This window comes from Shewanella marinintestina (assembly GCF_023283845.1).
In the GTDB taxonomy this organism is placed as follows: domain Bacteria; phylum Pseudomonadota; class Gammaproteobacteria; order Enterobacterales; family Shewanellaceae; genus Shewanella; species Shewanella marinintestina.
Window position 1 is genome coordinate 71,885 of sequence record NZ_JAKILC010000008.1, and the last position, 14,885, is coordinate 86,769.

At 42.6% G+C, this 14,885-nt stretch carries 16 protein-coding genes; 7 read left to right on the forward strand and 9 right to left on the reverse strand.

The window, feature by feature from the left end:
- Nucleotides 1-51: 51 nt before the first annotated feature.
- The 4 genes from arsB (at nt 52) to L2747_RS10810 (ending at nt 5,636) form a co-directional block, all read left to right on the forward strand.
- Nucleotides 52-1,086, forward strand: a complete 1,035-nt coding sequence (arsB, locus tag L2747_RS10795; protein ID WP_248999044.1) for an ACR3 family arsenite efflux transporter — start codon at nt 52-54, stop codon at nt 1,084-1,086.
- A gap of 95 nt (nt 1,087-1,181) precedes the next feature.
- Nucleotides 1,182-2,192, forward strand: coding sequence for an ArsJ-associated glyceraldehyde-3-phosphate dehydrogenase (locus L2747_RS10800; protein WP_248999045.1), 1,011 nt, complete (start codon nt 1,182-1,184; stop codon nt 2,190-2,192).
- Between the two features lie 541 nt (nt 2,193-2,733).
- Complete coding sequence (gene arsJ / locus L2747_RS10805; protein WP_248999046.1) at nt 2,734-3,951, forward strand: organoarsenical effux MFS transporter ArsJ; 1,218 nt, start codon at nt 2,734-2,736, stop codon at nt 3,949-3,951.
- 308 nt (nt 3,952-4,259) lie between these two features.
- Nucleotides 4,260-5,636: an alanine/glycine:cation symporter family protein gene (locus L2747_RS10810; protein WP_220778772.1), complete on the forward strand. Its 1,377-nt coding sequence runs from the start codon at nt 4,260-4,262 to the stop codon at nt 5,634-5,636.
- Between the two features lie 113 nt (nt 5,637-5,749).
- On the opposite strand, the gene L2747_RS10815 is transcribed toward L2747_RS10810, so the two are convergent.
- The 5 genes from L2747_RS10815 to L2747_RS10835 all read right to left on the reverse strand — a co-directional run bounded on the left by L2747_RS10815 (nt 5,750) and on the right by L2747_RS10835 (nt 8,896).
- Nucleotides 5,750-5,929 carry a PA3496 family putative envelope integrity protein gene (locus tag L2747_RS10815; protein ID WP_220778764.1) on the reverse strand — a complete coding sequence of 60 codons (180 nt, stop codon included), beginning with the start codon at nt 5,927-5,929 and terminating at the stop codon, nt 5,750-5,752.
- 328 nt (nt 5,930-6,257) lie between these two features.
- Nucleotides 6,258-6,950, reverse strand: a complete 693-nt coding sequence (locus L2747_RS10820; RefSeq protein ID WP_283107260.1) for a TorF family putative porin — start codon at nt 6,948-6,950, stop codon at nt 6,258-6,260.
- 229 nt (nt 6,951-7,179) lie between these two features.
- Nucleotides 7,180-7,452 carry an HU family DNA-binding protein gene (locus tag L2747_RS10825; RefSeq protein WP_012156924.1) on the reverse strand — a complete coding sequence of 91 codons (273 nt, stop codon included), beginning with the start codon at nt 7,450-7,452 and terminating at the stop codon, nt 7,180-7,182.
- Nucleotides 7,453-7,588: 136 nt separating this feature from the next.
- On the reverse strand, nt 7,589-8,386 hold the full coding sequence (locus tag L2747_RS10830; RefSeq protein ID WP_248999047.1) for a response regulator: 798 nt from the start codon (nt 8,384-8,386) through the stop codon (nt 7,589-7,591).
- 108 nt (nt 8,387-8,494) lie between these two features.
- Complete coding sequence (locus L2747_RS10835; RefSeq protein WP_248999048.1) at nt 8,495-8,896, reverse strand: hypothetical protein; 402 nt, start codon at nt 8,894-8,896, stop codon at nt 8,495-8,497.
- Nucleotides 8,897-9,067: 171 nt separating this feature from the next.
- On the opposite strand from L2747_RS10835, the gene L2747_RS10840 reads away from it, so the two are divergent.
- Nucleotides 9,068-9,577 (forward strand): DUF4240 domain-containing protein, encoded by a 510-nt coding sequence (locus tag L2747_RS10840; RefSeq protein ID WP_248999049.1) that lies wholly within the window; start codon nt 9,068-9,070, stop codon nt 9,575-9,577.
- A gap of 79 nt (nt 9,578-9,656) precedes the next feature.
- Here L2747_RS10840 and L2747_RS10845 read toward each other — a convergent pair whose 3' ends face one another.
- Both L2747_RS10845 and L2747_RS10850 read right to left on the reverse strand, forming a co-directional pair.
- The gene (locus L2747_RS10845; RefSeq protein WP_248999050.1) at nt 9,657-9,965 is read right to left on the reverse strand and encodes a hypothetical protein; all 309 of its coding nucleotides are present in this window, start codon (nt 9,963-9,965) and stop codon (nt 9,657-9,659) included.
- Between the two features lie 320 nt (nt 9,966-10,285).
- A complete protein-coding gene (locus L2747_RS10850) occupies nt 10,286-10,591 on the reverse strand; it encodes a hypothetical protein (protein ID WP_248999051.1) in 306 nt (101 codons plus the stop codon).
- A gap of 328 nt (nt 10,592-10,919) precedes the next feature.
- On the opposite strand from L2747_RS10850, the gene L2747_RS10855 reads away from it, so the two are divergent.
- Nucleotides 10,920-11,444, forward strand: a complete 525-nt coding sequence (locus tag L2747_RS10855) for a DUF3016 domain-containing protein (protein WP_248999052.1) — start codon at nt 10,920-10,922, stop codon at nt 11,442-11,444.
- Between the two features lie 10 nt (nt 11,445-11,454).
- Here the strand turns inward: L2747_RS10855 and L2747_RS10860 are convergent, their stop codons facing one another.
- Nucleotides 11,455-13,197, reverse strand: a complete 1,743-nt coding sequence (locus L2747_RS10860; RefSeq protein WP_248999053.1) for a bifunctional diguanylate cyclase/phosphodiesterase — start codon at nt 13,195-13,197, stop codon at nt 11,455-11,457.
- A gap of 368 nt (nt 13,198-13,565) precedes the next feature.
- Entirely contained in the window at nt 13,566-13,877 is a 312-nt protein-coding gene (locus L2747_RS10865; RefSeq protein ID WP_248999054.1) for a prephenate dehydrogenase, read from the reverse strand.
- 45 nt (nt 13,878-13,922) lie between these two features.
- On the opposite strand from L2747_RS10865, the gene L2747_RS10870 reads away from it, so the two are divergent.
- A complete protein-coding gene (locus L2747_RS10870; RefSeq protein ID WP_248999055.1) occupies nt 13,923-14,807 on the forward strand; it encodes a TraB/GumN family protein in 885 nt (294 codons plus the stop codon).
- The last annotated feature ends 78 nt before the right edge of the window (nt 14,808-14,885 follow it).

Sequence of the window (14,885 nt, forward strand, 5' to 3'; positions counted from 1 at the left end):
AGCACTCATGTTGTAACTGAGTGCCACCATCATTGTAATAGGCCAAAGATTATGGGTATTTTCGAACGTTATTTAAGTGTGTGGGTGGGCTTAGCCATCCTCGCTGGTGTGTTTCTGGGTAATTTATCTCCAGATACGTTTGCGGTGGTTGCTGGGCTCGAATACGCCCACGTTAACCTAGTGATAGCTGTACTGATCTGGGTAATGATCTATCCAATGATGGTGCAAATTGACTTTTCAGCAGTCAAAGATGTGGGTAAAAGCCCCAAAGGCTTAGTGCTGACTTTAGTGCTTAATTGGTTAATTAAGCCTTTTACAATGGCGGCATTAGGTTGGTTATTCTTCAGGGTTTTCTTTGTTGATTTAGTTGACCCTGCCACGGCCAGTGAATATATCGCCGGTATGATCTTGCTTGGCGTTGCACCTTGTACTGCAATGGTCTTTGTCTGGAGCCAACTTACCAAGGGCGATCCGAATTACACCTTAGTGCAAGTGTCGGTCAACGACTTAATTATGGTCGTCGCTTTTGCGCCAATTACCGCTTTACTGCTAGGTGTTAGCGACATTCAGGTACCTTGGGCCACCTTGTTATCTTCTGTGGGCTTATACGTTGTTCTGCCACTGGTTGCAGGTGCGGTTACTCGCCACTTATTACAGAAAAAGGGCGATGAGACTCAGATAAATGTATTTGTTGCTAAGCTAAAGCCTTGGTCTATGGTGGGCTTATTGGCCACTGTGGTGCTGTTATTTGGCTTTCAAGCAGAAACCATTATTGCTCAGCCGCAAAATATCGCTTTGATAGCGATCCCGTTACTAATCCAGACCTACGGTATTTTCTTCATTGCATTTTATGCTGCTAAGAAAATGAAACTGACTCATAAAGTGGCTGCACCAGCTTGCATGATTGCCACATCTAACTTTTTTGAACTAGCGGTAGCAGTAGCTATTTCATTGTTTGGTCTGCACTCAGGTGCGGCGCTTGCCACTGTAGTCGGTGTGTTAGTTGAAGTACCGGTAATGTTGTCATTGGTGGCGATCGCTAACCGCAGTCGTCATCTGTTTGCCGAAGACGAAGCAAGCAGTTAATTAAGAGCTAAGCAATCAGCTCGGGTCATAACGCTGCGAGCTGGTTGAATAACAGAGTTTATTTACATCCTTTAAAATTAGGTTGAGAGATAATTATGACAATCAAAATTGGTATCAATGGCTTCGGTAGAATGGGGCGTTTAGCATTAAGATCGGCTTGGCATAATAGCGATGTTGAATTTGTACAGATCAACGATCCAGCCGGTGATGCAAATACATTAGCACACCTATTAACCTTTGACTCAGTACATGGTCGTTGGTCAGAAGAAGCAACGGCAGACGGCTCTGATATCGTAATTGGAAGTCAGCGTATTACCACTACGCGCAATAAAGCGATCGCAGAGACTGATTGGTCTAGCTGCGATGTGGTGATTGAAGCTTCTGGCGTGATGAAAACCAAAGCCTTACTGCAAGCTTACTTAGATCAAGGTGTTAAAAGAGTCGTTGTTACCGCGCCAGTAAAAGAAGACGGGGTGCTTAATGTCGTGATGGGCGTGAATCACGATCTTTATGATAAGGCGATTCACCCGATCGTGACGGCAGCTTCTTGCACCACTAACTGTTTGGCACCTGTGGTAAAAGTGATCCACGAGAAGATCGGTATCAAGCACGGTTCAATGACCACTATCCATGACATCACCAATACCCAGACGATCCTTGATGCGCCGCATAAAGATCTACGTCGTGCCCGTGCCTGTGGCTTAAGTTTGATCCCAACAACGACTGGTAGCGCAACGGCGATTACCCATATTTTTCCTGAGCTAAAAGGCAAGCTAAATGGCCATGCAGTGCGTGTGCCGCTGGCGAATGCCTCGATTACCGACTGCGTGTTTGAGCTACATCGTGATACTACGGAAGCAGAGGTGAATCAATTGCTACGTGAAGCTGCTGAGGGCGAGTTAAAAGGCATTTTAGGTTATGAAGAGCGCCCATTGGTGTCGGTTGATTATAAAACCGATCCGCGCTCCAGTATTATCGATGCACCTTCGACTATGGTTGTTAACGGCACACAAGTGAAGTTGTATGTTTGGTACGACAACGAGTGGGGCTATGCTAACCGTACTGCCGAGCTTGCCATTATGGTAGGTAAGATGGATCAGGCTTAAATAGAAGGTCCTAGGAAGAGCAGGTTCTAGATCCTAGAAAAAATAACAAAAGCCAATACGGTGCAAGCTGGGAGATAGCGTTCTAGTCGTGACTAAGCTATCTCCTCTTATCCTGTATAGCAAAATCGTAAGTAATTGGTTTAGTTGGTTTGATCGTGCTAACAAAACTTCGTTTATTGCCTGAGAGTATTAAGCAGTAGTTGATTGTTACGGGGGCCCTATTTGAGGGGGCATTGCTCTAAATGCTCTAATTTTAAAATCGTAAGTAATTGGTTTAGGTGGTTTGATCGTGCTAACAAAACTTCGTTCATTGCCTCAGAGTATTAAGCAGTAGTTGATTGTTACGGGGAGCTATTTGAGAGGGCATTGCTCTAAACGCTCTAATTTTAAAATCGTAAGTAATTGGTTTAGTTGGTTTGATCGTGCTAACAAAACTTCGTTCATTGCCGGATAGCATTAAGTAGTAGTTGATTGTTACGGGGGCCCTATTTGAGGGGGCATTGCATCCGTTATTTTAATATTTTTATATAGAGAATAAGCCGTGCTAACAAAACTTCGTTCATTGCCTGATAGTATTAAGCAGTATTTAATCGTTACAGGGAACTACTGGGCATTCACTCTTACTGACGGCGCGCTGCGCATGTTGGTAGTGCTGCACTTTTACGACTTAGGTTATCAACCGTTAGCCATTGCCATGTTGTTTTTGTTCTATGAGATCTTTGGCGTGATCACTAATTTAGTCGGCGGCTGGCTTGGAGCACGACTAGGCCTTAACCGAACCATGAACATAGGCCTAGGATTACAGATCCTTGCGCTTTCGATGCTGTTGCTACCAAGCGCGATACTTACCGTCCCTTGGGTGATGGCGGCGCAGGCACTATCAGGGATCGCTAAAGATCTTAATAAAATGAGTGCCAAAAGTGCGATTAAAACCTTAGTACCTAAAGATGCTGAAGATAAGCTTTATCGCTGGGTGGCCATGCTTACCGGCTCTAAAAATGCCTTAAAAGGTGCGGGCTTTTTCTTAGGAGGGCTATTACTATCAATTGCAGGTTTTACTGGTGCGGTTGCGATTATGGCCGCGGCTTTGTTGTTGGTGTGGATCTGCAGTATTTTTAGTTTAAAAGCCGATTTAGGCAAAGCTAAATCTAAGCCAAAATTCACTGAGATATTTTCTAAAAGCCAGAAAGTGAATATCCTTTCGGCGGCGCGATTATTCTTATTTGCAGCCAGAGATGTTTGGTTTGTGATTGCTTTGCCAGTATTTTTAGCTAGCCAGCTTGGCTGGGAGCATAGCAGTGTTGGCGCATTTTTAGCGCTATGGGTTATCGCTTACGGCATAGTGCAATCAGTGGCGCCAAAGATAACCTCGCGTAAAAGTGCTCCAGACGGCAAGGTTGCGACACTCTGGGTTGGTGTGCTTACCGCTGTTACTGCGGCGTTAGCGTTAGTCATGTTTACGGGGTGGGTTGCACCAGAGGTTGCCTTGATTGTCGGGCTAATGGTATTTGGCGCGGTGTTTGCCATTAACTCCTCGCTGCATAGCTACTTAATCGTGAGCTACGCTGGTGATGATGGTGTGTCATTAGATATTGGCTTTTACTATATGGCGAATGCCATGGGCCGATTAATTGGTACCATACTGTCAGGTTGGGTATATCAACAAGCGGGACTCGCGGCTTGTTTGTTTATATCGGCGGGCATGTTATTTCTGACCTTTATCATTTCTTTTAAACTTCCGCGCCACCCTGTTAGCTAAGTTGCGCACGCAGCAAAATTAACTTTGCTGAAAGCCTGCTGTCATAATTGTCATGGCGCTACAAACGCCATGACAACTTTTCATCTGCCTACTTTAGTTTGTTTTCTAGCCTTTCCAAAGGTTAACAATTCGTTGTACTCTGTTTGCTAAGTTTGAGTGTTTTTAGCTCGATGAGCTAACCGCTGACTTAGATAGGACCTTTTGATCTTGCAAGCCAATGACAGATCAAAAAGCCCTAAATACATGATTATAAATATAAGTATAAATATAAATAATAACGAAAAATTATCTGTATCGACGAGGTTTGAATGGAAGCTATTACGAATTTTGTAAGCATGATCAATGGGGTGGTTTGGGGAACACCTATGTTGGTTATGATCTTGGGAGTGGGCTTATTTCTCACTGTCGGATTACGTTTAATGCCAATTGTGAAATTGGGCACCGGCTTTAAATTACTATGGTCTGGCAGGATCCCTGATAAAGATAAAAACATGAAAGGGGAAATTAGCCCTTTTAATGCCTTAATGACATCACTGTCTGCCACTATTGGTACCGGTAATATTGCTGGTGTTGCTACGGCGATTTTTATTGGTGGTCCTGGTGCACTGTTTTGGATGTGGTGTACTGCGTTGGTGGGCATGGCGACTAAGTTCGCCGAGGCAGTACTTGCAGTTAAGTACCGTGAAGTTGATGACAATGGTAACCACGTTGGTGGACCAATGTATTACATTAAAAATGGTCTTGGTTCTAAGTGGGCTTGGCTCGGGACCGCATTTGCGCTATTTGGCTCTTTGGCAGGTTTTGGTATTGGTAATACCGTGCAGGCTAACTCTGTTGCTGATGCGCTTAGCAGTAATTTTGGCGTGCCCAACTGGGTTACAGGTGTAGTGTTAATGGTGCTGGTTGGTGCTGTGCTTATGGGCGGTATTAAGCGTATTGCTGATGTGGCCGGTAAGCTAGTCCCTATGATGACGGTATTTTATATTGCTGCGGGTATTGCAGTATTAGTGGTTTACGCAGCAGAAATTCCAGCAGCAATTGAGTTGATTTTGCATAGCGCATTTAACCCTGTTGCGGCGCAAGGCGGTTTTGCTGGCGCAGCGGTTTGGGCGGCAATTCGTTTTGGTGTTGCACGTGGTGTGTTCTCTAACGAAGCAGGTCTTGGTAGTGCGCCAATTGCACATGCTGCAGCGCAGACCAATAACCCTGTGGCTCAAGGTCTAGTGGCGATGCTAGGTACTTTTATCGATACCTTAATCGTTTGTAGCATTACAGGCCTAGCGATTATCGTCTCTGGTGCATGGACTTCGGGAGAAAATGGTGCGGCATTAACTTCGTTTGCTTTTTCACATGCCTTCCCGTTAGGTAATTATGTAGTGGCAATAGCGCTGACGGTATTTGCGTTTACGACGATTCTGGGCTGGAGCTTTTACTGTGAAAAGTGTGTGCAGTTCTTGTTTGGGGTTAAGGCGATTAAGCCTTTTAGAGTGATTTGGACCTTAGTGGTGCCACTCGGTGCGGTGAGCTCACTTGAGTTTATTTGGTTACTGGCTGATACGCTGAATGCCATGATGGCTATTCCAAACTTAATTGCCTTAGCACTATTAAGCCCAGTGGTGTTTGCGTTGACCCGAGAATACTTCTTAAACAAGCGTGAGGCCGATGCGAAGACGCAAAAGAGTTAAGTTCGCTTGCTGTTTATAAAACTAAAAAAGCTCCTGCATATGATGTCAGGAGCTTTTTTTATTTATCTGAGTAAGCTGATGCTTGTCAAATATTTGCTAGCACGTACTTTGGGTTATGCCCAGAAGTCATCTTCGCTTAAATCACGCTTCAATTGCGCTTGTTCAAGGTATGCTTCAAGACGTTTTTTAACGGCTTTCTTGTGTGCTAACTCGTCAGCAGCTTGCTGAGTTTTAGGCGCTGTATACGCCTCCATTTCTACATCGTTGGGCACCAAATCAAAAGTCTGAGCCATCACGAATTCCTCTTAGCTAGGTATCCATGTTCCGAATCGCTTACTTAGCGTTAAAAGGAAATACTTTGATACCATCGGTTAATAACTAAACAATGTCTGCGCCCGGTGACTTACTTAATTAAGCCTATTAGGGAGCGCTTAATTTGGAATTTAGCAGGAAGTGATTTAAAAATATGCGATCTATGTAACAAAATTACATTTATCGTTCATTTTTTATTGTTTATGATGTTTTTTAGTAATTTAGTGAAACTATGCAACAAAAAAACGTGTGGGAAGGGTTTGGCTATTTATCCTGATTCATAGGACAAATAGCCAATTTTTTAGGAACTTATAATGAAAAACTATAGCTGTAGCCGAGTAAAATCTTGGCATCATCATTTTTCAGATCTGTGTCACTGACGGTGAAAGATACGCTGCCCAAATCGGTATCTTTACTGAGTGACAAGGAGTAATCAGCATAATCATCACGACCATACCAAGCTGTCACTACATCACCGCTAGAATAGCCATAATGGGCACTAACAGAAAGCGTATCAGAGATAGGGTAAGTTAGTGTGGTTTGCAAATAACTCATATCTTTATTATCGAGTGGCTCGCTGGCGACATCACTCCCGGCATTGACTAAGTGTGAGTAACTGACTGCAATCCACTTCCAGCTGAGAGCTGCTGTGACTTCGCCTAAATCGATACTGTCGTCAGCATCTGGATAGGCGTAGTAAAGATAATAGAGATCATACTCAAAGCTATCGCCAAAGCTGCCAGCAAAACCCGCGTAGACATCAAGCTCGTAACTCGTATTGTCACCAAAATCGACATTAGAAGCCCAAGTACCCGCATAAAAGCCTGACTCGTGACTGTAGTCGATACCACCTTGTACTGCGGCCGCATCATCCGTTTGGGTCACGCCGCGCCATAGGTAGTTTGAGGTCACGCCTATATTGGCTTCAACTGCAGCATGGGCGGTACCTGCTAACATTGATGTAAGTAAAATAGCTGTGGTTTTGATTAGTTGCTTGTTCATCTCATTCCCCTTATTGCAATATTTACTGCTTTTTATAGTGACTAATTAAGTAGCAAACTCTGAGCCAAAAATAACTTTTAATTAAAACAGTTGCTTACAATGTTATTGAGCTTGAGGGGAAAGTGAATTGATTCAAACTAGGGCAATGAGCACCGAGATAGGGCAGAATTAACAGATATAAAAAAACCTCCGTATGGGAGGTTTAGTTATCAACTGTAGAAACAGTGATTTAGTTAACGCTATCTTTAAGCGTCTTACCTGCTTTAAACTTAGGTACTGTAGCCGCAGGGATCTGGATTTCTTTACCAGTCTGTGGGTTACGACCTGTACGGGCTGCGCGTTGTGTAGTTTCAAAAGAACCAAAACCAACGATAGAGATCTTGTCTCCATTCTTCATTGCTTCTGCAACAGTTTCTTCAAAAGATTTTAATGCACGCGCGGCTTCAGCTTTAGTCAGTTCTGCAGATTCAGCCATTTTTGCAACAAGTTCAGTCTTATTCATTTGAATAGTCTCTTCTTTCCGTAGATTTAATTGTTAGTAGCGTTATGTAACATGCCACAAGCTTTTGCATTTGAAAAGCGCTTTAACCCTATGAAATGGGCATTAAAGTCAAAAATAGGGGCGATTTCTCAATTTTTTACTCTTCTAACAGCTGATAAAGGATCTGTTTCACCACATTTGGCTCAAACGGCTTGTCGCATAGCGCATTGACGCCCGCTTGTGAGACATTGCTCAAATGAGTTTCATTGGCTTCTGATGACACCATTAAAATCGGAATATGCGATTGTTGACTATCGTTACGGATAAACTGAGTCAGGGCTAAGCCATCAACACTGGGCATGTTGTAGTCTGTGATCACTAAGTCGAACATCTGTTGCTGCATGAGCTCAATCGCTTGCTGGCCGTCCTGTGCCTCGGTGATCATGCGCAGTCCCAAATTAGTAATGGTGCGCTTAATAATATTACGCGCCATCTTGCTGTCATCAACCACTAAGACTCGTAGATCTTGCACATCAAAGTGGGTTAGATCCAACTCATCGTGGGTTAGCAGATCAATGGTGGCATTGAGCGCTTTCCCCAAATGTTCTGCGCTAAAAGGCTTCGGTAAAATAGCTACTACACCCGATTGTCTAAATTGTTCCAGCTGCTCACGGCGGCATTCGCTTGAAACTAGCATAAATTGGATATCGCTGAAGTGAGCTGATGACTTGATTTGCTGTAGCAACTCTAAAGCAGTGCCGTCGGCATAATGCATGGCGCTAGCAACTAAGTCTGGTTGGTGGCGATTAATTATTTGCATGGCTTCTGCAAGATTTGTCGCTGTCTGAATAAGCTTTACACCTTCTTGCTCTAGGCGTTGGCAAATAATCTTTCGTTGCGTATCTGAGGGCTCTACCAATAGGATGGACAATTCGCTGGGCTGTAAATGGCTCATAAATATATTACCGTTTTATAAGTATTGTTATGGCGCTACGGTACGTTAAGCCGTGCTGCTTATCAAGTTAGCGGCACGGACTTTAGTGGTGAGATAAATAGAGGCTATCTAGTTAATGTTACTAGTGGTTTTGCTGTTTAAGTATTCTCGAGTCTTGTGACTAAAGGCGATCCAATATTGAAAGCTCATTACAATAACCGCGGTAACGACAATGCCACTAATAGGGATATTTCGGCCTTGATAAATCACTTTTACATCTTCAGGAGTGATTTGATAGGCGATAACGGCAGCCGTTGCTAGTGCTAACAGTGCCACCGTTTGGATTGCTAAGTAGATTTTTAGTACCACTGCAGCCCAAAATTGACGAGTGATTAACCCATAAAGAACCGGAAAGACACCTAAGGTGAGTAGATCGAAGGTCTGCATGGTAAATGTGCGCCAAAGCGCGGCAACTGCTAGTAAAGCATAAATAAACATAAAGATAGCTAACAGTGGATGTGGTTTGCTCATGAGGTACTTAACGCCGCTTTATATAAAAGTGTGATGTGGAGTGTAAAAAAAACCAGTAGTTACGTCTACATCAGTATTAAGTGCTTAAACTGACTAATTGATATTGTTTAGCTATAGAGCTGACTAATACGTTAGAATAGCGCCAATAAAACCGTACGATTAGAGGATCCGATGACAGAGTCTGAGTTTTGGGAATTAGTAACCCGAACATCCCCACAACAAGATCAAACTGAACTTGCTGAAGCTTTAAAGCAAAAGCTAAGTCCGTTAAGCAATGAAGAGTTGCGCGATTTTGATAAAATATTTGGGCAGCAGATGCGTCGAACATACTCTTGGTCTGTTTGGGGCGCGGCTTATATAGTCACTGGTTGTGATTCAGAATATGCCTTTGCAGAGTTTCGCTGTTTCTTAATTTCATTAGGTCAAGACTGGTACGATAAAGTCGTCGAATCACCTGATGAGCTAGGCAAGCTTGAGCTTTGGCCTGAAAAAGATGGTTATGCGTATCCGTTTCTTGATGAGTACGATTTAATCGCTGGCCAGCTATATGAAGAGCGTGGAGACGATGAGTTACCTTATGTGCCTTCTGGTCAGGCTACACCTGCAGGCAAAAAGTTTTCTCATAAGAAGAAGCAGCTAAAAGCGACATATCCGCTACTCAGTGCAGCTTTCCCTTTCTAAAATAAAGCGTTAGACAAGAGCGAATAAAAACGAGGCATTAGCCTCGTTTTTTGTATCTTTACGGTTGTTGATATTGGCTTTATTCAAAGCACACCTCGGTAGTTTCATCAAACTCTAAGCCGTGTGCTGTACACGCAAGTTGCATAAATTCTTGCTCAGATTCTTCTATTTGTTGATCAAACTCTGACTGCAGGTCTGACTCAATAGATTGTTCAGATTTAGTAAGCTGCCTATCTATAATTTCGTGGTGTTCCGCAATCGCCGCTTTTTCTTTAGCTGTAAATTCTTCAGCATTGGCTTGGCCGATAAAAACAAAAGTACTTACAAGTAGCGCCACAATAGCCATTCGACCTGAAAATGGAATGCGGGTAATAGTTGAATTGTGCATAGTAAACTCCAAACAATTAAATCAATGACATTTTTGATGTGTTGGCTATTAGCGGACTCTTTAACGCTTGTTGAGTAGGCTAATGCACACTTCAATCAGGTGCTTGTTAACTTGGAGGCTATATTAACGGATACAACTTGTATCAAAGCTGAACAAAAAATCGACAGGGCGGGGTGGGGTTAGAGGTTAGCTTGAATCTAGCTTGTGAAGCATTAGATTAACGCTAGCGGTTAACTTATGTGATCAACCAGAATAGTTTGGCATGAGCGTTTGATATCTATGGGCTTACAGAGGCTTTAGTCATTGGCTGTAATGAACTATCAATCGTTGACCATGGTTTCGCAATGAAAACCTTGGCGCATAGAGTCGAATCGACAGTTCAGGCCACATTCCCAGGTTACACCATCAAACTTAGCTGACTCTTGTTGTGCGTACGTTTTGCAACTGGGGTAATCAGTAAAGTCATGCTTCATCTCATACTTGCCAGAGTTATAACCATTTTTATAGATAAATGCTGACCAAGTCTCTGGCCCTGAAGAGGTCTCTGACTGTTGAATACTATAAATTGCAGCGGCGAGACCGACAAAGAGTAGGCTGACAAACAGAACAGGAATGAACTTTTGCATGATAGGTAACTTTAACGACAATAGGACTATTGTTTTAGCTTAAAGCCTGAGTTTGAGAAAGCAAATCTAAAGGTGAGTACGAGATCTAGATAGAATATTGATGCAATTTGATGCAACTAGTTCGGCTATTGTATGGTCTACTTATATTAGGATTTATTGATTATTTAACGGTATAACTTGTCGAAACAAACTTTAAATTAAGCAATGATACAGGTTTAGTATTGTACAGTTTAATGAGTTAATGAGTTAATGAGTTAATGAGTTAATGAGTTAATGAGTTAATGAGTTAATGAGTTAATGACGGTGATGTTAAGCGGTGGAGGCACTGATGAAAAGAAAACATATTTTAGTTGCGAGCATATTCGCATCTAGCGCTGTTTGGGCAGCTGATGACGTAGTTGAAAACCCTGTTACCGAAAGCGGTGTTGTTAAAGTTGAGTGGCAAGATCCCAGTAGTTTTCGTGATATTCGAGCCGCCAGTGATATCCAGTCTCGCTTTGAAAAGCGCACTTTTGACCAAATAACTAAAAACTTAAATAAAGAAGCCAGTCGTATTCTTGAACCTGAGCAGAAACTTGAGTTGGTGGTGACAGACTTAGATTTGGCTGGCGATGTTAGGCCTACATTTGGTGCTACGCCAAATGATTTACGAGTAGTAAAAGATATTTATCCGCCACGTATTACCTTCAGCTATAAAGTGCTTGAAGGCGATAAGGTGATAATGGCAGGAGATGAAAAGCTGACTGATATGGGCTTTATGTATTCAATTAATAAAATGAATGATAAACCATATCGCTATGAAAACGCATTGCTGACATCTTGGCTTAAAAAGACGGTTGCACCAAAGCTATAAGTGCTGCGATTTAGGCCACATGACTAGTCTCTAGCTGAAACAGGCTAAGTGAGTTTGACGCTTGCTTAGCCTGTTTTTTTGCTTTGGCACTGTAGAGTGATAATTGGTGCTCATTACAATTTATGGTGATTTCTGGCGGCAATATGCCGGCGCTGAGAGAGATAAGCTCATGATAACAATGCACTCCCTTCCTATCTTCCGCTAGCATTTGTTTCTCTTGCCAATGTTTTTTCGAATAGAACAGTGATTTATTGGTTTCAAAATCGGCAATCACTTGCTCTGCTTGCTGGGTTATTTCCGTGCTGGTACTGATGATGACAAAATCATCTCCGCCAACATGACCAATAAAGTTGTCACTACTTTGCTGACGTTGCAGTAAACGAGAAACTTCCATTATCACTTCATCGCCACGGCAGAACCCGTAAATATCGTTATAAGGTTTAAAGTGCGACAAATCGAAATAGGCGAGGTAAAAGGGCTTTTTTTGTAGCCGTAATCGTTGTAGTTCTTCTTGAATCGGAATATTTCCTGCTAGCCCAGTTAAGGGATTTGCGTGGCGTGCGACCGCAATCTTTTGTTCGGTAATTTTTGCCAATAGATCTTTGGTGTGGCCAATGCCTAATAGTTGACCATGTTTTAAGATAATAAATTGCTGCACGACAAGGTCGGTTGAATCATCGGTGAGTCGCAGGCTCACTTGTGAAATAGGCATATCGGCTTCAATGCGAATAAGTTCAGCAGTGATGACTTCATTTACCGCTCTGTGCTCATGAAGAGCGCGGCCATAGGGTGTGCTAAATAATTCAATTACTTGGCTTCTTAATACCATACCTATCACTGCATCATTACGCATCACTACAATGGCCTGTAGATTAGGATGCTGATTAAATATGTCTCCTATCAACTTAAGCTTGCTATCAAATTGGCAAGTTATGGCTTTAGTGCATAGGCTTTCTGCTGACTCGGCAAAGCGAACTCTAGGGCTAACGGGGTCAAGGATAGGGCTAAAAGGAATATGTCGGTCAGGAGAGGTTTTTGGTCGACCCAGTAAAAAACCTTGGCAATAGATAATGCCTAATTGCTTAAGAACCGCCAATTCAGCCTGTGTTTCTATCCCTTCAGCAATGACTTTGCAGCTTAGGTTTTGGCATAGAGCAATGATTGAGCGAACAAATTCCTGCTTTACCGATGAAGTATCAATTGATTCTATAAAATGGCGGTCGATTTTTACATAATCTGGAGCGAGCTCAGACCATAAACGTAAGCCTGAATATCCTGCACCCAAGTCATCAATAGCCGTTAAGAAGCCTTGGCTTCGGTAGTGATTTAAACATGATTTTAATAGGTCAATGTCATCAGCTGGATATTGTTCAGATAGTTCAATGACCACTTGAGATGGTTGTAATCCCAGTTCTTGCACTAAGCTTAGGGTCAGCCCCTTGGCATGATTAGGTTCTAGTAATGCTTTAGGTGAAATATTTAAGAATAATTTGCCGGGTAATTGGGTATTTTTGAACTGTTGAATCGAGATCCGTCGACACAAGTTTTCTAGTTCAGATAAACGTCCTTCATAAGCGGCTGTCTTAAATAATGGAACAGGTGAAAACAGTGGACTATGCTCAGGGCCACGGCTGAGTGCTTCAAAGCCATGAATTTGATGAGTTGAGATATTACAAATGGGCTGGAAAACCGCTTTAATTCTTTCCTTATCGATGATTTTGTCGAGTTCAAGAGCAAGATTGATAGCGGGCATTATTTCCAACCAAATATGAGTGAGGCCGAAAATTCTATGACACAGGTGTGACAGTTAGATGACAGATATCAATCCGTTACACATATAACGGATTGATATATAGAATATAATATCGTTCATTACAAAACGTTGGTTTGCTCAGAGGGATTTTTACAAACTAAATTCAAGCGGAATAGCTGAAAGAATGGTTATCCCTTTGAAAAGCGTCTTCAACGATTGAAGTCGGTAGCTAAAAACACGCCGACTGGCGAGTTTTAGCGACTATGACGCCGTGTTAACGAGCTTAACCTTAGTTCAGTTATGCTCTTTGCCTTGTTTCAAAGCTGCTAAACTCTCGCTGAGGACTATATCTTTGTACTGAATTGGTATTACTTAGCGTTAGATTTAAATGCCTGCATGGTTTGCAGTAATAAACCAAGCTTAGGAATATAACTTTCTAATGCAGCAGCAAGTGACTCTGGATCTTGAGTAAAGCTTTCCATATCAATAGCAAGCTCTTGCACGTATGGCGTGAAGCGATTGCTCTTCGTGGTAAAGCCTTCAGACTCTTGAAAAATAGTATCAAATTTCACGTGACCAGCTTTTTTAAGCTCGTCGAGTCTAGTGTCTGCATCAATAGCTTGGCGGTAGGCGGTTTGCAAACTGGCTTTTAGTTGCTCAATAACCTGTGTGTGTGGCATAACAGCCTCTCAAATAGAAATTTTGCTGAATTATAAGGGGCGAGGATGATAGCAACAAGTGCCGTTAGGCGTTTATTCAGTTTAGTTTGGTTAAGCTTAATTTCAATTTCTATGGCGGTGAGTGCTGCGCCAAACGATAAACCTCCTTTTTATCAAATAGATTACCTAGGACAAACCGCATATTTGCTAGGTTCAATTCATGTTGGGGATGCCAGCTTTTATCCATTGCCTAAACCTATTGAGCGTGCTTTTACGCAATCGGCAGGTTTGGTTGTTGAAGCTGACGTAAGAGGTGCTAACGTGGCTGAGTTACTTGCCAAGTATGGTACGGGCAAACTCGCAATGGATCAGCAAACTAAAAATGTCATGACAGCTTATTGCCAAGATAAACAACGACAGTGCGCTGCATTAGAGAATTATGCGCCTTGGTTGCAGTCGATGCAGCTCAGTGTTGGGCGGTACGCTGCTCTAGGCTACAGCGGAGAATATGGTATTGACGCTGTACTGGTTAGCCAAGCAGGCTCTAAGCCAGTGTACGAACTAGAAAGCACCGAGTTTCAATTTAAACTATTGGCGTCTTTTGATACTAAGACTCAATGGCAAATGGTAACTGAAGCTATTGAAGCACCAGATTCAGATATGCTGAAGTTAATAACTGCGTGGCGCAGCGGCAATGAAGCAGAGCTTGCCGATTTAATGGAAGGTGAGATGTTGCGTAATGGCGAAACGCAAATGGTTGAGAAGATGCTGTGGGGGCGTAATGAAACCATGGCTCAAGGGATTATCGATTTAATGCAATCATCCTCTACGGCTAAGCCTCTATTTGTGGTCGTTGGCGCAGGCCATTTAGTGGGACAAAAGAGTGTGCAATATTATTTGCAACCTTTTGGAATAAAAGCTAAAAATTGCTGGAAGCAGTCTTGCCTATAGAGGTTAAAAGGTCATCTTGTGATAGTGCGATTATCGGGTTTGCGGGTTTTGATGTATAATACGCCGCTTAATTTTTGT

Coding starts and splice junctions, on each gene's coding strand:
- arsB (WP_248999044.1), top strand. CDS start 52: ATGGGTATTTTCGAACGTTATTTAAGTGTGTGGGTGGGCTTAGCCATC.
- L2747_RS10800 (WP_248999045.1), top strand. CDS start 1,182: ATGACAATCAAAATTGGTATCAATGGCTTCGGTAGAATGGGGCGTTTA.
- L2747_RS10810 (WP_220778772.1), top strand. CDS start 4,260: ATGGAAGCTATTACGAATTTTGTAAGCATGATCAATGGGGTGGTTTGG.
- L2747_RS10815 (WP_220778764.1), bottom strand. CDS start 5,929: ATGGCTCAGACTTTTGATTTGGTGCCCAACGATGTAGAAATGGAGGCG.
- L2747_RS10820 (WP_283107260.1), bottom strand. CDS start 6,950: ATGAACAAGCAACTAATCAAAACCACAGCTATTTTACTTACATCAATG.
- L2747_RS10825 (WP_012156924.1), bottom strand. CDS start 7,452: ATGAATAAGACTGAACTTGTTGCAAAAATGGCTGAATCTGCAGAACTG.
- L2747_RS10830 (WP_248999047.1), bottom strand. CDS start 8,386: ATGAGCCATTTACAGCCCAGCGAATTGTCCATCCTATTGGTAGAGCCC.
- L2747_RS10835 (WP_248999048.1), bottom strand. CDS start 8,896: ATGAGCAAACCACATCCACTGTTAGCTATCTTTATGTTTATTTATGCT.
- L2747_RS10840 (WP_248999049.1), top strand. CDS start 9,068: ATGACAGAGTCTGAGTTTTGGGAATTAGTAACCCGAACATCCCCACAA.
- L2747_RS10845 (WP_248999050.1), bottom strand. CDS start 9,965: ATGCACAATTCAACTATTACCCGCATTCCATTTTCAGGTCGAATGGCT.
- L2747_RS10850 (WP_248999051.1), bottom strand. CDS start 10,591: ATGCAAAAGTTCATTCCTGTTCTGTTTGTCAGCCTACTCTTTGTCGGT.
- L2747_RS10855 (WP_248999052.1), top strand. CDS start 10,920: ATGAAAAGAAAACATATTTTAGTTGCGAGCATATTCGCATCTAGCGCT.
- L2747_RS10860 (WP_248999053.1), bottom strand. CDS start 13,197: ATGCCCGCTATCAATCTTGCTCTTGAACTCGACAAAATCATCGATAAG.
- L2747_RS10865 (WP_248999054.1), bottom strand. CDS start 13,877: ATGCCACACACACAGGTTATTGAGCAACTAAAAGCCAGTTTGCAAACC.
- L2747_RS10870 (WP_248999055.1), top strand. CDS start 13,923: ATGATAGCAACAAGTGCCGTTAGGCGTTTATTCAGTTTAGTTTGGTTA.